12 protein-coding genes are annotated in these 18,038 nt (G+C 40.1%); 10 read left to right on the forward strand and 2 right to left on the reverse strand.

The features are described 5' to 3' along the window. Positions 1-45 precede the first annotated feature (45 nt). Positions 46-1,317 (forward strand): mechanosensitive ion channel family protein, encoded by a 1,272-nt coding sequence (locus R2R35_RS00590; RefSeq protein ID WP_317732559.1) that lies wholly within the window; start codon positions 46-48, stop codon positions 1,315-1,317. A gap of 55 nt (positions 1,318-1,372) precedes the next feature. On the opposite strand, the gene R2R35_RS00595 is transcribed toward R2R35_RS00590, so the two are convergent. Further along, the gene (locus R2R35_RS00595; protein ID WP_317732560.1) at positions 1,373-1,945 is read right to left on the reverse strand and encodes a TetR/AcrR family transcriptional regulator; all 573 of its coding nucleotides are present in this window, start codon (positions 1,943-1,945) and stop codon (positions 1,373-1,375) included. Between the two features lie 550 nt (positions 1,946-2,495). On the opposite strand from R2R35_RS00595, the gene hutH reads away from it, so the two are divergent. From hutH to R2R35_RS00630, 7 genes are all read left to right on the forward strand, one after another. Continuing rightward, the gene (gene hutH / locus R2R35_RS00600) at positions 2,496-4,025 is read left to right on the forward strand and encodes a histidine ammonia-lyase (RefSeq protein ID WP_317732561.1); all 1,530 of its coding nucleotides are present in this window, start codon (positions 2,496-2,498) and stop codon (positions 4,023-4,025) included. 51 nt (positions 4,026-4,076) lie between these two features. Further along, on the forward strand, positions 4,077-6,104 hold the full coding sequence (locus tag R2R35_RS00605) for a urocanate hydratase (protein ID WP_317732562.1): 2,028 nt from the start codon (positions 4,077-4,079) through the stop codon (positions 6,102-6,104). An 18-nt stretch (positions 6,105-6,122) separates the two neighbouring features. Then, positions 6,123-7,370, forward strand: a complete 1,248-nt coding sequence (hutI, locus tag R2R35_RS00610; RefSeq protein WP_317732563.1) for an imidazolonepropionase — start codon at positions 6,123-6,125, stop codon at positions 7,368-7,370. Next, the gene (locus tag R2R35_RS00615) at positions 7,370-8,680 is read left to right on the forward strand and encodes a Zn-dependent hydrolase (protein WP_317732564.1); all 1,311 of its coding nucleotides are present in this window, start codon (positions 7,370-7,372) and stop codon (positions 8,678-8,680) included. The genes hutI and R2R35_RS00615 overlap by 1 nt, the downstream gene beginning before the upstream one ends. After that, on the forward strand, positions 8,664-10,013 hold the full coding sequence (locus R2R35_RS00620; protein ID WP_317732565.1) for an amidohydrolase family protein: 1,350 nt from the start codon (positions 8,664-8,666) through the stop codon (positions 10,011-10,013). The genes R2R35_RS00615 and R2R35_RS00620 overlap by 17 nt, the downstream gene beginning before the upstream one ends. A 359-nt stretch (positions 10,014-10,372) precedes the next feature. After that, entirely contained in the window at positions 10,373-12,193 is a 1,821-nt protein-coding gene (locus tag R2R35_RS00625; RefSeq protein WP_317732566.1) for a multicopper oxidase family protein, read from the forward strand. Positions 12,194-12,430: 237 nt separating this feature from the next. Next, positions 12,431-12,796, forward strand: coding sequence for a hypothetical protein (locus R2R35_RS00630; RefSeq protein WP_317732567.1), 366 nt, complete (start codon positions 12,431-12,433; stop codon positions 12,794-12,796). Between the two features lie 158 nt (positions 12,797-12,954). On the opposite strand, the gene R2R35_RS00635 is transcribed toward R2R35_RS00630, so the two are convergent. Beyond that, positions 12,955-13,764, reverse strand: a complete 810-nt coding sequence (locus tag R2R35_RS00635; protein ID WP_317732568.1) for a prolipoprotein diacylglyceryl transferase — start codon at positions 13,762-13,764, stop codon at positions 12,955-12,957. A gap of 641 nt (positions 13,765-14,405) precedes the next feature. Between R2R35_RS00635 and murA the strand changes: the two genes are divergently transcribed. Both murA and R2R35_RS00645 read left to right on the forward strand, forming a co-directional pair. After that, a complete protein-coding gene (gene murA / locus R2R35_RS00640) occupies positions 14,406-15,722 on the forward strand; it encodes a UDP-N-acetylglucosamine 1-carboxyvinyltransferase (RefSeq protein ID WP_317732569.1) in 1,317 nt (438 codons plus the stop codon). Positions 15,723-15,937: 215 nt separating this feature from the next. Further along, on the forward strand, positions 15,938-17,677 hold the full coding sequence (locus R2R35_RS00645) for an ABC-F family ATP-binding cassette domain-containing protein (RefSeq protein ID WP_317732570.1): 1,740 nt from the start codon (positions 15,938-15,940) through the stop codon (positions 17,675-17,677). Positions 17,678-18,038: the final 361 nt, after the last annotated feature.

Raw genomic sequence — 18,038 nt, forward strand, 5'->3', positions numbered from 1 at the left:
CCCACTCATATAATTTATAATAAAAAGCAAGAATAAGATAAGAAAATGAATCAGATAGGAATGAGTGGTTTACAAATGTCAGAATATATCAATGAACTTTTAGAATCGTATGGGATTAATTCCAGATTATCCTTATACCTGACAACAGGAATAATGATAGTACTTATTATAGTAATCAGTACCCTGCTGTATGTTGCAGCAAAGAAAATATTATTAAAGGTGCAGTCAGGTCTGGCCGCCAGAAGCAAATCAAAATGGAGTGACATTTTAATCAATAACAAGGTGCTGGAACGGCTTATACGTATTGTTCCTGCAATTACCGTGCATGCTTTTGCGCCTACCTTTCCGGCTTATCAGATAATTATACAGCGGCTGGTATTCTGTTATATTGTTTTTGTGATTCTGCTAACCCTTGACAAATTCCTTGATACAGCAGATGATTTGTATCAGACCTTTGAAGTATCAAAGGTCAGGCCCATTAAAGGATATCTTCAGGTAGTTAAAATTATAGCTTATGTTATAGGCACTATAATCGTAATAGGAGTATTGCTAAACCGTTCTCCCTGGATATTATTAGGCAGTATCGGTGCTGCATCCGCGGTACTTTTATTGGTATTCCAGAATTCTATTTTGGGTTTTGTAGCAGGCATACAGTTAACCTCTAATAATATGCTCCAGATAGGAGACTGGATAGAAATGCCGAAATATGGTGCAGACGGAGAAGTAACAGAACTTTCTCTCCATACCGTCAAAATCAGAAATTGGGATAATACCATTACTACGATTCCTACCTATGCAATGGTAACAGAATCTTTTAAGAACTGGAAAGGCATGCAGGAGGCAGGCGGAAGAAGAATCAAGCGATCCATATGCATAGATATGACAAGCATTCGGTTCTGTGACGAGGAGATGCTTCAAAAATACAGCCGTATTCAATATATAAGCGAATATCTTGAAAAGAAACACAATGAAATACAAGAGTATAACAAGCAAAACGGAATTGATCCTGTTAATATGGTAAATGGCAGACATCTAACCAATATCGGTACCTTCCGTGCATATATTGACAGTTATCTGAAACATCATCCCAAGGTACATAAGGGAATGACCTGTATGGCCCGGCAGCTGGAACCCACAGACAATGGACTGCCCATTGAGATCTATGTATTTATTAATGATACAGCCTGGGCAAATTATGAGACTGCTCAGGCAGATATATTCGATCATATCATGGCGGTTATACCGGAATTCGATTTAAGAATATTTCAGAATCCAACCGGCTATGATTTTAGGAAAAATCTAAATCAGCTGTATTGATAGGAACAAAAAAGGTAGTTATCCAATGACTTATGTTAAAGGTAACTATCTTTTGCTATCTTAGCTCCGGTGAAACATCAAAGACACATTCCAGTCCATGGCGAATTTCCTCTAACCACATAAATTCACCCTTTTTGATACACCAGGTAACCTCTTGTCCCAGAAACATATAGGAGGCTGCCTGGAATAAGGTCAGGGCATCATTTTTATTTCTGAACTGTCCGGCTTCCTGCCCCTTTTGAATGATCATAACTACAACCCTGGTCAATTCCTTTTGAAAATCATAACTTCCATAGTCCACTTTCAAATTACATGTAAGCATTTGACTCATGAAGTCTGTACCGAACTTACTGGCTTCTCTGATCAGACTCTCAAAGCAAATCAGCAGCTGATCCCAGTAATTATCTTTGGACAAAATAGAAATGAGAAGATTTGTGATGTTCTTGGTGACTGCGTCATAAAAATTGAGTATGGCATCCTCTTTGGACTTCAGATGATAATAAAAGGCAGTTTTGGAGATATCACAGGCATTACAGATATCAAGTACGGTTACATTTTTATAACCATTGTTAAGAAAGAGTTGGTTCGCCTTTTCTATGATAATATCCCTGGTTACTTTATCAGACATATTTCCTCCACAAGTATATATACATTAATAATATAAAGTATTAATAATGTAATTTATGTTTCCTATATCATACCATAAATCTTTCTAAAGTTCTATATTGACAAAAACATGACAATAAAAATTAACGAGATAAGAATCCCTCTATCCGGGTAATTTGTATGTCCTGCTACCGCTTGTGAGAGATAGGAATAAGCAGCAGCTATGCAATAATAAAATTACTAATTGACATAATAAGGCATATGCTTTATGATGTAATTGTTGCAAAAAGGCAATGGTAGAATTCCATTGCCTTTTTGCATAGAGACACTGGTTTTTGCATTTGATTTTAGAAATAGATAGATTCTAAGTACTATAGTAAATGCTGTGTATACCAATCTTTCAATTGAAAATGGAGAGTATATGTCTGATAAATTAAAGAGAGACAATTACATAGAAATAATTAAGAGGCACCTCATACTGAGGTGCCTCTTTTGACTTTATTGTGATAAAGCATTAGTAATATAAATTATTAATAATTGCAACGCGTATTATATATTATCTGGAGGTTCATATGGAAGCTGTATTGATTAATGGAAGTAGTTTAACTCTTGAGGAAGTAGAGAAGGTATGCAGGCATAATGCACCGGTAAAGCTTGCGCCGGAACAGGAGAAGAAGGTTATAGAATCACGGAGCGTCGTTGATAAACTGGTGGAAGAGGGACAGGTGGTATATGGTGTAACTACAGGATTTGGAATGTTCTGTAATCAGGTGATATCAAAAAGTGAATCCAAAAAGTTACAGCGTAATCTGATTATTTCACACGCAGTTGGTGCCGGTAATAATCTGAACCAGGATGTGGTAAGAGGAATAATGCTGCTGCGTGTTAACAATCTGGTAAAAGGGTATTCAGGCGCAAGGCTGGAAACCATTAACACTCTTATTCAAATGCTGAATACAGGAGTAACACCCCTTATTCCTGAAAAAGGGTCTCTTGGTGCAAGCGGTGATCTGGTACCTCTGGCACATATGGTGCTGCCTATGATTGGAATGGGTAAAGCGGAATACAAGGGGAAAATATATCATGGTGCTCAGGCGATGGAGCTTGCGAACATCCCCATCCTTGAGCTGACAGAGAAAGAAGGGCTTGCACTTATTAACGGAACACAGGTCATGACAGCAATTGGAGCACTTACCGTGTTTGATGCCATGAATCTGCTTAAGATATCTGATGTTGCTGCTGCTCTAAGCTATGAAGCTCAGAATGGTATTATCAATGCCTTGGATCCCAGACTTCACGAGGTCAGACCACATAAAGGACAAATTGATACGGCAGCTTTACTTTGTACTCTTTTAAAAAACAGTAAGAATATAACAAAACAGGGTGAAATCAGAGTACAGGATGCCTACTCCCTTCGCTGTATTCCGCAGGTTCATGGAGCCAGCAAAGACGCTCTTCATTATGTCAAAGAAAAAATAGAAATAGAAATGAATTCTGTAACGGATAATCCCATAATTTTTACGGATACGGAAGAAGGCATCTCCGGCGGTAATTTCCATGGTCAGCCAATGGCTATTAGCTTTGATTTCCTGGGAATTGCAATTGCTGAACTTGCTAATATCTCAGAACGGCGAATTGAGAGAATGGTGAATTCCTCTCTAAGTGGGCTGCCTTCCTTTCTCATAGAAAAGGGCGGTGTAAACTCGGGCTTTATGATTGTACAATATACTGCAGCTGCACTGGTGTCAGAAAATAAAGTATTAGCTCATCCAGCAAGCGTAGACAGCATACCCTCCTCTGCTAATCAGGAGGATCATGTCAGTATGGGAACCATTGCAGCCAGAAAAGCAATGAGTATCATGGAAAATGTACGAAGAGTGCTTGCGATTGAATTAATGTGTGCCTGCCAGGCAATTGACCTTCGCGGAGACAAAGGCCTGGGTATAGGAACAGGTGCAGCATATGCCCTGATTCGTGAAAAAGTAGAGAAACTGGATGAGGACAGACCACTCTATGAAGATATTAATAACTGTGAGAATTTAATTATAGACGGCTCCCTGGTATCCGCTGTTGAAGATAAGGTCGGAGTTCTTGCCGTTTAGTTCTTTTCTGGCATATAGAAACCAAACAGCGCTGCTGTGGAATGGAGGATTATGGAGAATAAAAAAGTAATGGATGCCATGAGAATAAAACTGGAAGCTGTATTACCTGAATATCCGGTTTTTAAAGAAGGGGTAAGACGTGCTCCCAAAAGAGAACTGACACTTAATGAAAGGGAAATTAAGCTAGCCATAAAAAATGCATTACGTTATGTACCAAATTCACTCCATGAGGCGCTGGCTCCTGAATTCTTAGAAGAGCTGAGAACGAGAGGCAGAATCTACGGTTACCGTTTTATGCCAAAGGAACGAATCTATGGTAAGCCTATGGATGAATATAAGGGGAGCTGCCTGGAAGGGAAGGCCTTTCAGGTGATGATTGACAATAATCTGAATCATGAGGTTGCACTTTATCCATATGAATTGGTTACCTATGGTGAGACGGGGCAGGTATGTCAGAATTGGATGCAATACCAGCTGATCAAAAAGTATCTGGAGGAGCTGACGGAGGAACAGACTCTGGTTGTTATGTCCGGTCATCCAATGGGAGTATTTCATTCTGCTAAAACCAGCCCAAGAGTAATCATAACCAACGGACTAATGGTCGGTATGCATGACAATCCTGCTGACTGGGGAAAAGCAGCCGCTATGGGAGTGAGCAACTACGGGCAGATGACAGCAGGTGGCTGGATGTACATAGGGCCTCAGGGAATTGTCCACGGTACCTATAATACCCTGTTAAATGCCGGACGAAAGGTTCTTGGAATCTCTGGTGAAGAAGATTTAAAAGGCCATCTGTTTATCACCTCCGGCCTTGGTGGTATGAGCGGCGCACAACCCAAGGCCATTGAAATAGCCGGCGGTGTAGGTATTATCGCAGAAGTGGATGAAACCAGGATAAATACACGCCTTGAACAGGGTTGGATATCCAGGGTAACTGGAAACCTGGAAGAAGCCTTTTCACTGGCAAAGGATTATCTTGAACGTAAACAAAGCATCTCCATAGCCTATCATGGTAATATTATCGATTTACTGGAATATGCCGTTAAAAAAGATATCCATATAGAATTACTTTCCGATCAGACGTCCTGTCATGTGCCATATGACGGTGGTTATTGCCCTCAGGGACTGACCTTTGAACAGCGGACAGAACTCTTACAGACAAACAAAGAACATTTCAAAGTACTGGTCGACCAGTCCCTGCAAAAGCACTTTCGTCTCATAAAAACCTTAACGGATAGAGGAACTTATTTCTTTGATTATGGAAATGCTTTTATGAAAGCCGTATTTGATGCCGGGGTAACAGAAATTACTAAAAACGGAAAGGATACCAGTGAAGGGTTTATCTTCCCCTCTTATGTTGAGGATATCATGGGTCCTATGTTATTTGATTACGGTTATGGCCCTTTCCGCTGGTGCTGCTTAAGCGGTAATCCAGAGGATTTGATCAGGACTGATGCAGCAGCAATGGAAATGATTGATCCTAATCGACGGGGCCAGGACAGGGATAATTATATCTGGATTCGAGATGCCAGAAAGAATAATCTGGTAGTCGGTACCCAATGCAGAATTCTGTATCAGGATGCTTTTGGCAGACGTGATATTGCTCTTAAATTCAATCAGATGGTAAGAGAGAACATAATTGGACCGGTTATGCTTGGAAGGGACCATCATGATACTGGCGGAACCGACTCACCTTACCGGGAGACCTCCAGTGTTTATGATGGAAGTAATATTACTGCTGATATGGCAATACAATGTTATGCCGGGAACGCAGCCAGAGGAATGAGCCTTGTTGCCCTTCATAACGGAGGTGGTGTAGGTATCGGGAAATCCATAAACGGAGGTTTTGGATTGCTGTTAGACGGCAGTGAAAGAGTGGATGAGATCATACGGGCGGCTATTCCCTGGGATACCATGATAGGAGTAGCCAGAAGGAGCTGGGGAAGATGTGAGAATTCCATGGAAACCGTAGCAGAATACAATGAAGTCATGCAGGGAAAGGATCATATAACGCTTCCTTACCTTGCAGATGATAAACTAATTGATAAACTGCTTGCCGACAGCAGGAGCTTAAATTAAGAAGTGTGAGAGGTAATCATGAATTATATCATTCGAAATGCTGCTGAACTGGTAACCTGCGCCGGAGGTGTCAAGGCGGGCAAGGAAATGAAAAATATCGGAATTATCAAAAATGGCGCAGTCATCATAGAAAACGGGTTAATTACGGCTGTTGGAACGACGGAAGAGCTGGATAGAAGAGCTACAGCAGAGTATACCGTAATTGATGCCTGCGGGAAAGCTGTCCTGCCTGGCTTTGTAGACTCACATACCCATTTTATCTTTGGAGGGTATCGTGCAGAAGAATTCTCCTGGAGACTTGGTGGTGAAAGCTACATGGAAATCATGAAAAAAGGCGGAGGAATTATAGCGTCTGTTACTTCCACCAGAGAAGCCGGACGAGAGGAATTACTGCAGGCAGGAAAGAAAAGGCTTGATAAGATGATGGAAATGGGAATTACAACTGTGGAAGGAAAAAGCGGTTACGGTCTGGATAAAGCAACGGAAATACAACAGCTTCAGGTAATGAAGGAATTAAACCGTATTCACCCCATGGACGTTGTAGCTACTTTTCTTGGACCGCACAGCGTACCCACAGAATATAAAGGCCAGGAAATGAAATTTCTTGATTATATGCTGCAGCAAGTTATGCCGATTGTAAAAGAGTCAGAGCTTGCCCGGTTTGCGGATATTTTCTGTGAGAATAATGTCTTTTCAGCAGAACAGTCCGCGTATTATCTGAAATCAGCAAAGGCTATGGGATTTGAGCTTAAAATACATGCAGATGAAATGTCTGATCTTGGCGGAGCTGCACTGGCAGCCAGAATGAACTGTATCTCTGCAGATCACCTGCTGAAAGCCTCAGAAGAGGGCATACAGAGGCTCTCCGAACAGGGAGTAATTACAACATTACTGCCGGCTACTGCCTTTTGCCTCAAGGAGGATTATGCCAGAGCAAGAGAAATGATAAATGCAGGATGCGCGGTGGCCCTGGCCTCAGACTTTAACCCAGGCAGTTGTTTTACCTACTCTATCCCCTTATTGATTTCTCTTGCTTGTATCTATATGAACATGACCATTGAAGAAACCATTACCGCTTTGACCATTAACGGAGCCGCAGCACTTGGTCTCCAGGAGACGACAGGAAGTCTCGAAACAGGTAAGAAAGCAGACATTATTATGCTAGAATATCCGTCCATACATTTTCTTCCCTATCATACCGGTATTAACCTGGTAGAGATGGTTATGAAGGATGGAAAAATTATAAGGAGGCACCAGACCAGCTGATGAAAATAAATCTGGAACGACTGGAGAAGAATCTGAAGGAATTATCGCTGTTCGGACGAAAGGAAGACGGCGGCATTGACCGTTCACTGGGAAATGAAGCGGAGGAAGAAGCAAGAAGCTGGTTGCTTGAAAAGGCACTGGATATGGGAGCTGCTATAAAAATAGATGCAATGGCTAATATATGGATTAACTGGAAAACAAACAACTCCGATAACAAACCAATCACTCTTGGCTCTCACCATGATGCTGTATCTGACGGTGGAATGTACGACGGTGCTCTGGGTGTATTAATGGGACTTGAAATAATGCAGACCTTAAAGGAAAACCAGGTGCCGCTTGAGCATCCTCTTCAGGTAGTATCCTTTACTGCTGAGGAACCCAACCCCTTTCAAATCTCTACGATGGGAAGCAGAGGAGTTACCGGTAAACTTACATTAGAAAAGCTGCAAGCCTCCAGACATCTTATAACCGGTGAAAGCCTTGGAACTGCAATAAAACGAGCCGGTGGTAACATTCAGGGATTGCTGAAGGCACAAGTAGGAAAGAAGGATATGGCAGCATTTATTGAATGCCATATCGAACAGGGGCGAAACCTCTTTGACAATAAGCTTTCTGCCGGGACAGTAACGAAAATTACAGGAATATACAGAGAATTCGTAACAGTAAAGGGTGAAGCAAATCATGCAGGAACCACACGGATGGAATACCGCCATGATGCATTTTTGGCCGCTGCACAAGCCGCTCTAGTGGTTGAGGAGACAGCAAAAGCATTAAAACGCAGGGACGTGGTTGCCACGGTCGGCTGGGTTGAGGTTAACCCAAATTCCGCCAATATTATATCCGGTAACACAAAGTTTATAATGGAACTTCGTTTTCCCGGGGAGATGGTCAAACAACAGATGCTCCAAAGGATTGAGAAGGACTTTTTAAAGATCGAGAATAACCGTGGAATAAGCTTTCAACGTGAAATTATACTGGATCAGGCACCTGCACCAATGGATGAAGGAATAATGAAAATAATAGGGGATGAGATATCAAAAGAACAGACTCCACTGTCACTGGCAGCAGAAGAAAGCAGTGGGCTGGAATTTATCAATCATGTTCCAATGCTTGTCAGTATGGCAGGCCACGATGCAGTACACATGTCCGGAATTACAAGAACCGGTATGATTTTCGTGCAGAGCATTGAGGGGAAGAGTCATTGCAGAGAAGAAAAAACAGATGGCAAGGATATTGAAATAGCAGGAAATGCATTGCTGAATGCAGTTCTGAGACTGGATAAGGAGTTAACCAATGAAAACCTTAATTAGACCCAAATTAGTATATTTTAAAGGGACTTTTCAAGATAATATTTCTGTTTTAATAGAAGATGGGACTATTATACAAATCGGTGATGTTTTGGATATCAGGCTTAAACATACACCGGAACAGGAGTTTATATGGGAAAACATGGTTATGTTACCTGGAACGGTAAATGTACATAATCACAGCTTTCAAAGTTTGTTAAGAGGCCTGGCGGTTGGAAAGCCCTTTTTGGAGTGGCGTGACAAGGCCTTATACCGTATTTCTCCCTTGTTAACCCCGGAGGATATCTATGTAGGAGCACTGCTGGCATTTGGGGAAATGATGAAATATGGTGTTACCTGTGTCTCAGATTTCTTCTATCTGCATAATAACGGTCTTGAGGGTGATATGGCAATCATTCAGGCTGCTAAAGATATCGGAATCCGACTGGTACTTGCCAGAACCATGTATGATTGGACGGGTGCCCCCAAAGGTTACATAGAGACTGTCCCGGAAGCTGTTATGAATACCAGATATCTGGCTAAGCAGTATAATAATGCGGCAGATGCGATGACAACCATACTACCGGCTCCGCATAGCCTTCATGCTGCCACACCTGAGATGATACAGGCCGGACATGCTTTGGCGCAGGAGCTTGGAACGAAATTTCATATACATGTTGCCGAGGAACCCTTTGAAGTTAAGGAAGTTTTGGATAAATACCAACTGCGTCCCGTTGAATTTTTTGAAAAGCTTGGTGTATTGGACGATAAAATGGTCATGGTACATGCTGTATGGCTGAATGAAAGAGAGAAAGAGCTGATGGCAGATAAAAAAGCCAGCCTTGCTTATTGTCCGTCCAGTAATATGTTTTTGGCTGATGGTGTTACAGACATTGCATGGATGGCTGAAGCAGGCATTAATATTGGTTTGGGCAGCGATGGTGCCTGCAGCAATAACCGTATCAGTGTGTTTGAAGAAATGCGTATGTCCTCTCTTTTACAAAAAGTCACGAAACTTAATGCTCTTTTGATTGATAGCGAACAAGCTTATCATATGGGAACTGTTAATGGAGGTACTCTTTTGGAGCTTCCCATTGGTGAAATCAAAGAAGGTTATAAAGCAGACCTTTTAGGAGTGGACCTTATGGATATCTCACTGCAGCCTTTTTTCTCGGACTATGAACAGCTCCTCCCCAATATTGTTTATTCTATGCAGCCTGCCGCCATTAAGGAAGTTATTGTAAACGGGCACCGAACTGTGCATAAAGGAAAATTGACAACTATCGAAGAAGGCGATATTGTAAAGCAGGTTTCAGAGTTAAGCAGAAGAATCCATACGGCGATTAGATCTTCTTAATGGTTAAAAAGTATTTCTGCTTCCATCAAAAGCAGTAGTTTCCTTCTTAATATCTTGCTCAAGTATAACTTTGCCCATATCGACACAATATGTCATATATCGACATATAAATATAATGCCTGGAATTTTAACCTGACTACTTAAGCTGCAGTTGGATGTGCTTGGTAAATGCTTATGCTGGGCTGAACTTCTATTTTTGTGGTAGACAAGGCGTGATTAGCAAGTCTTATTACGAAAAGCTCTATACAGTGTACTCCAAAGCGGGCGGTTAGAACAGTACAAAGATTTTTCATACTTGTTCCAGTTTCGTAAAATTACAGGCCAAAAGTATTTATCAATATTGACATTAGGAGGTATTTATGGCAAAAGTAGAGCTTGACCCTTTATTAATACCAAAGTATGTTAATCAACTATTTGTACCGCCGGTCTATAAACCTGTTACAGTAAAGGATCAAAAAACAGGGAAAGAGATTAGTCACAATTATACCATTACAATGAGTCAATTTATGCAACAGATTTTACCAAAGAAATTCCCCAAAACTACAGTTTGGGGGTTTGAAGGGAAGGTTACTGATCAAAAAAGCGGTAAAACCTATTATCAGCATAGTTCTCCCGGTGCTACGATAAAGGCAGTAAAAGGAATACCGGTTAATGTACAATGGGTGAACGCTATTACAGAACAAAATCTCTTTGCAGTAGATCCAACCCTTCACTGGGCCAATCCCAATAATATGCCAATGCCGGAACCACCGTTTCTTCCTTATCCGGAGGGGTATCCACTGGCTCAGAGCCCGGTGCCTCTTGTTGTTCACGTGCATGGTGCAGAAGTCAGATCCGACTCAGATGGTTATCCGGATTCCTGGTTTACAGCAGGAGAACAAAAAACAGGAAGTACCTTTACGAAATCACGTTATTCCTATCCCAATGAGCAGGAAGCCGCAACTTTATGGTACCATGATCACACTTTAGGGTTAACCAGACTAAATGTGTATGCCGGACTGGCTGGCTTTTATCTCATAAATAATCCGAAGGACAGTAGCTGTGACTATCTGCCGTCAGGTGAATACGATGTTCCCCTTGTAATTCAGGATAGGTCCTTTTATGATGATGGTTCCCTGCTGTATCCCAGCAACGGAATAAATCCGCAGCTGCACCCGTATTGGCGTCCGGGATTTACGGGAAATACCATTATGGTAAACGGAAGAGTATGGCCTAATTTCAAGGTTGAGCCAAGGCAATATCGTTTTCGGTTATTAAACGGTTCAAATAGCAGAATTTATAAATTTAAGTTATCCAATAATCAGTCCTTTACCCAGATCAGTTCAGATGGTGGATTGCTGCCGCAACCGGTAGAATTAAAAGAATTACTCTTATCACCTGCAGAGCGTGCGGATATTATAGTTGATTTCTCTATGCTTGCAGCAGGAGAGGCTATTATTCTTGAAAACATCGCAAATACACCTTTCCCTAACGGTGCACCGGCAGATCCAGAAACCGTGGGACAGATTATGAAGTTTACCGTATCAGATAAATGTCCTGTTGTTCCGAAGAAAATACCGGATAAATTAAATACAATACCCAAGTTGATTCCGAATGTGCTAAATACAACGGTAACATTAAATGTTGCAGTTGACGCCACCGGACTGTCAGAACTTCTTTTAAACGGCCAGATGTGGCATGCGCCTGTTTCAGAAGAAGCTATTATCGGTTCCACCGTTGAATGGGAGATTGTTAATATGACCAATGGAGCACATCCCATTCATATACACCTTATCCAGTTCCTGATAAAAAACAGACAGAATTATGATTCCGTGAAATACGCAGAGGAATGGACGAAACTTAACGGTACTCCACCATTGGAAAATCCGACGGTCACACTGTCTCCGGAGCCTTATCTTCAAGGTGATCCCATTGAGCCGCCCCTTAATGAGACCGGCTGGAAAGATACCGTATTGGTAATGCCAAATCAGGTGACAAGACTCCTGATAAGATATGCACCTCAGGAAGCCAAAGAAAAAGATGCAAGACCTTGTGTAAATCTGTTCCCTTTTGATCCAAGTTACGGACCCGGTTATGTTTGGCATTGTCATATAATTGATCATGAAGACAATGATATGATGAGACCTTATAAGGTGGTGCCTTGTATTGGCTGTGATATTCAAATAGATAAATTGAAATAGACTTCAGCTGTTGCTTTTGGCAACAGCTTTATATATTTTTAGTATATTCAATATTGAATTGATGTTAATTTAACAGAAATAAAATGAATAGAAATAAAATGAATAGAAATAAATTAAATCTTTTATAACCTTTTATTACATTATGTAACATAATCAGGATATTATGTAAGAATTATGTAACATAATTCGACAATTTTCATATTATGTAATGTAATATAAATCAAGGAGGATTTTATAATGGATAACATCATTCAACCTAATGCTCAGGAAGAATTAATACCTTGTGAGAAAACTTGCCCGGCTAGTGCATTTCAGTTAGCAACCGTTTGTGTTCCGGTTACTGTAGTTCCCTACGCAAAGGCTGGTATTCCTACGACCACTTGTTACGGAGAACCCTATGTTTCACCAGGTAAAAAGGAATGCTGCGGTCGTCCTAATGGTACCTGTTCATTTACTTTAAGCCAGAAAATTCTCGTAGAAGTACCTGTTGTTTTCGGTGCAAAAGCAGCTGTTGGAAATACTTCCGTTGATTGTGACTGTGTAAGTGCCAAGGATTTAATCATAAAAGATAATTATACAGAAGAAGAGTCAGAATTAGCATAGATACGAACGGATTATATCAATATACACATTTCCCCCAGGTATAAAAATGCTGTATATTTCTGCCTTTTTACACCTGGATTTAAAAAAATAATAATCAAATATATTATTATTTATCGTATTGGATGCATAGGGTACTGCAACCAATACGATTTTGAAGTTTATTCGCTGTCTTCACCAGAATCCTTATTTTCATTATCTGATAAAGAACCCTTTTGCAATTTGGGATTCTTTCCACAGAAGATAACAAGGGCAATACCAAACAGAAATAAAAATATAGCGATAAACTGGGAGGTTGATAATGCTCCAATATGTCCTCGTACCAGATCTCCCCGGAAGAATTCAAGAATGAATCTGCCGGCACTGTAGAATATCAAATAGAAGCCTGCTATCTGTCCGTCTGCCTTCACACGTCTTGATAAGAAGACCAATACTGCAAAGTGCAAGAAATTAAGCCCACTGGAAAGTGGCTGAGTCGGAATAAGCGCTACCTCATTTGGTGCGAACTTGGATTCGTGAAAAATAATATGAAAAAAGCTATCGGTGTCATTTCCATAACAGCAGCCTGCAAAAGTACAGCCTACACGGCCGAAGGCCTGGGCTAAAGCAATAGAAGGCATTACAAGGTCAAAATATTTCAAGAATTCCAATTTCTTTATACGACAGAAGACAAATCCGCCCAGAATACCGCCTATAATACCGCCATATACAACAAAACCTTCAGATACATTCAATAAAATCGAAGGGTCAGCCGCGATTTCTTTCAGCTGTGTAAGTAGGTAGAGAAGCTTTGCACCAAGAATACCTCCGCCCAGACACCACCAAAAAAGTGCAAAAATCAATTCGTGCTTTAAACCAAGCCTTTTCGCACGAAATTCTGATACCAGATAGGCTGCGAAAGCGCCAATGGCAATCATAAGTCCGTAACCGTATACGGTAAAAGGACCTATCGTAAATAATTCATTTCTCATGAGTTATGAATCCTTTCTTCATTCCATTATAATTTCTTCCTATAATGTTTTATTTGTGATATATGTATATATTTTCATTATAAAACATGGTAATTATTTTGTATACATAAAAATACAGATACTAAGGGGACTGAAAACTCATTGTGCTGTTCTGAATGCCCCGCTTTGCAGTACACTGCGTTGCAATTTTGGAACGTAACACCAATATATCCCCAAAATCATGTTTGGCTGTATTTCTTAAATTGCCTCCCACAAAATGGAATCTCCAGTCCGGTGAAACAAGTTTTCACCACACCCTGGGAAAGCTTTGTAAAATGAGAGCCTTTATTTGTTCTTAACAAATTTACATTGATTTATAACATAAAAAATAGTAATATTATAACATTGGAGTCCATCTTACATCACAGGAGCTTCAATATAGGTTAATTACCACATAGCAGGTTATATCAAAGCTGTAAGAGAACATTCCGTGCATATGGCTCTTATGGATTTGGTAACAAAGGATAATTACATAATGAGGATGATAAATAAGCGGATATAGAGCTCAACATACAGACTGAGGTATGGACTTTGGATTTTAAAGGTCCTAGGACCGTGAATATAGCGGGAATGATTAATAATTGATAAGAGAGGCATACATAATGAAAGACAACAAGACTTATCTGCAGGTAAAAGGCGGGAAAGCACTTCGTGGAGAAATAGAGATCAGCGGTTCGAAGAACTCGATACTGGCATTAATTCCGGCTATGTGTTTAGGGGAAGGAGAAGGTGTACTAACACATATCTCTGAAATTTCCGATGTAGAGGCTATGAGAGGAATATTAGCAGAAATCGGACTGGAGATGATCAGTTATAACAACACAGTGAAGATAAGCGGAAATATGACATATTCGGAATTGAGTAAACGATATGTTACGAAAATACGAGCCTCCAACCTTTTTCTTGGCGTATTATTAGCCAGATTCGGTAAAGCAGTGGTCCCCTTATCCGGAGGGGATAAGATTGGTAACAGGCCAATCGACATCCATTTGTATGTATTTAATAAATTTGGAATTCGTACTGATATAATAGATGGCTACGTTAAATGTGAAGCAACCGTATTTCCTTACAAGGGCCAGGAGATTTTCTTAAGATTTCCGAGTGTAGGTGCAACGGAAAATGCCATGCTGGTTGCCAGTGCCGCGGAGAGCGAGACTGTCATTTATAATGCAGCCATGGAACCTGAGATTGTAGATATGGCAATCCTGTTAAGTTCAATGGGTGTTAAAATAACCGGTGCTGGTACACCTGTGATACGTATTAAGCCAAATGCAGCCAAACTGCAGAGGACAGTACATGAAGTCATTCCCGACCGGCTGGAAGTCGGAACCTTTCTATTTATGATAGCGGCTACAAAAGGTAAGGCTTTATTAAAGAACGTAATCCCGGAACATGTGATTTCTGTAATTACGATTTTGTCGGATTCCGGTGCAGTAATTAATGCAAGAGATAATAATATCTTTATTGACGCTGCTAATTGTGAGCTTCAGGCAATAAATGTTGAAGCACTGCCATTTCCCGGCTTCCCCACAGATTTGCAGCCCTTTGCTACGGTTTACTCCTTGAGCTGTAATGGTAAATCTTCTGTTAAGGATGCCGTTTTTCCGGTAAGGTTCAATCACTTGTATGAAATCAGTAAAATGGGTATGAATTATGAAAGTATGCACTCACAGGTCATCATAAACGGGATTCAGAAATTGGCAGGAGCAACCATGAAGGGGACTGATATTAGAATGTGTGCGGCACTGGTTATGGCAGCTTTACTGGCAGAAGGTGAATCTAAGATCTATGGATTGGAGCATATCTTAAGAGGTTATGATAATTTCTTCTTAAAGCTTCTTGCTCTTGGTGCAGATATTTCCCTTATGAACAAGGGGGTCCCAGAGCTAATTGTCAGTCAGAATGCCTATAGTGGTTAAGTATTTGGTTGAAATTTATCGAAATAGTTGAAATTCATAGTAAAAAATGTTATCCTATTAAGGATATACGAAGTAGAGTAACCTAATTCATAAATTTAATAATTGTATAAACTACAATTTAGTAAATAATATAGGAGAGCTTATTCCAATAAGCTCTTTTTTAACGAGTACGAAAGTGCTTCACCTAAAATACGTACAAACAGATGGGAGCAATTATGATTAAAGCAATAAACTTTTCCTACTCTTTTCCGGATAAGGAATTATATAAAAACATTTCATTTACATTAGAAGAAGGTCAGCATTGTGCTTTTATTGGCACCAGTGGCAGCGGAAAAAGTACTTTATTGGACATCTTGATGGATCCAGATAAATATATGTTCGACGGTAAATTAGAGGTAGCTCCCGATTGCCGTATTGGTTATGTAAGCCAGTTCTCACAGCTTGACAAAGCAAATGAAATCACTGTCTTCCAATATATAGCGGAGAATTTCATGAAACTTCAAAATGAAATTACTGCCATATGTACCGAAATGGAAACCTCTGAAAACCTGGATGTTTTACTGGAACAGTATCAGGAAAAACTGGATGCTTTTGAAGCCATTGGAGGGGATGATTATGAAAATATCATTAATAAGAAACTAAATCTGGCCAATTTAAGTAAACATGAGAACCTGAAGGTTTCTAACTTAAGCGGCGGAGAGTTTAAATTGATTCAGGTAATAAAAGAAATGCTCACCAGCCCGGAATTAATGATTATGGATGAGCCGGATGCCTTTTTGGACTTTGATAATCTGAATTCCCTTAAGAACCTTATAAACTCACACAAAGGGATAATGCTTATTATAACCCATAACAGATACCTGCTGAATCATTGCTTTAATAAGATCATTCATCTTGAAAATAAAGAGTTACAGGAATTTGACGGCAGTTATGTTGAATATAATTTCTCCCTGCTTCAGACTAAGATAGAATTGCAGGAACTGGCTGCTGCGGATACAGAAGAGATAGAAAGAAATGAGATGATTATAGACAAGCTAAGAGCCATTGCAACTGTTCACACAGAAGCAGCCAGAGGAAAAGCCCTGCATGCCCGGGTTAAAGTATTGGAAAGGCTGGAAGCCCGTAGAATCAAAGCTCCTTTTGTAGAAATCAAAGAACCGCAAATAGAACTTGTAGCAAATGATGTAGTTGAAGATACCATTGTGTTAAAAGTTGAGAATTACAGTGCGGCTTTTCAAGAGATTCTTTTGGAGAAAGTAAGCTTTGAGATAAAATCAACGGATAAAGTGGCACTCATCGGTTCAAACGGAACCGGTAAAACGACTTTACTTCGTGACATATACAAAAATAAAAATGCAGCCATAGAAGTTTCTGAAGCTACTAAAATGGCCTTTCTGTCTCAGTTACAAGGAGAGATGCTAAAGGAGGACAATACAGTACTGGAAGAATTCTTTGAACTGGGCTTTCAGACCAGAGAGGAGATAAAACAGCATATTCTGAATTATGGCTTTGGTGAAGAGGTCCTTACACAAAAGATTGGTTCCTTATCAGGCGGTGAAAAGAATATGCTCCAATTAGCTAAGATATCTGTTGGCAGATCAAACCTTCTGCTTCTTGATGAGCCCACCAGCCACCTGGACACTTATTCTCAGATAGCACTGGAAAAAGCAATAAGAGACTATAAAGGTGCCGTGCTGATGATTTCCCATGATTATTACACCATAGCAAATTGTGTGGATTATGTATTGTTAATTGAGGATAAGACCATAAGAAAGATGAGCATGCGTAAATTCAGAAAGATGATTTATGCAAATCATTTTGAGAAAGACTATCTTGCAATAGAAGAGAAAAAGAAAGCAGTAGAAACAAAGATAGAATCCGCTTTGAAGAACACTGATTTTGAACAGGCAAAGGTATTGTCAGAAGAGTTGGAGGAACTGGTTAAACAGTTATAAATTCTTCTCCCGATAAACAGCAGCTTGGTAAGTTTTTAAATTACAGCAGAAGAAAAATAACCACCTTTTGATATTGTTTGAAAGGTGGTTATTTTTACGTGGACACAATATGTGACCTTTTGAAACTGATCCATTTGTGCTTAACCAATATGCGAACTTCTAAACTGACCTATTTATGCTTGACCAATATGCGAACTTCTAAACTGACCTATTTGTACTTGACCAATATGCGAATTTCTGAAACTGACCTATTTGTGTGCAACTTTTATTAAAAAGTATATGGCACATACAAAATAATAACGATATGGTATTCTATGCGAAGGGATACTGACAGAATGTTGAGATAATCAGTTAATGAAAG

This window comes from Anaerocolumna sp. AGMB13020, assembly GCF_033100115.1.
In the GTDB taxonomy this organism is placed as follows: Bacteria; Bacillota; Clostridia; order Lachnospirales; family Lachnospiraceae; genus Anaerocolumna.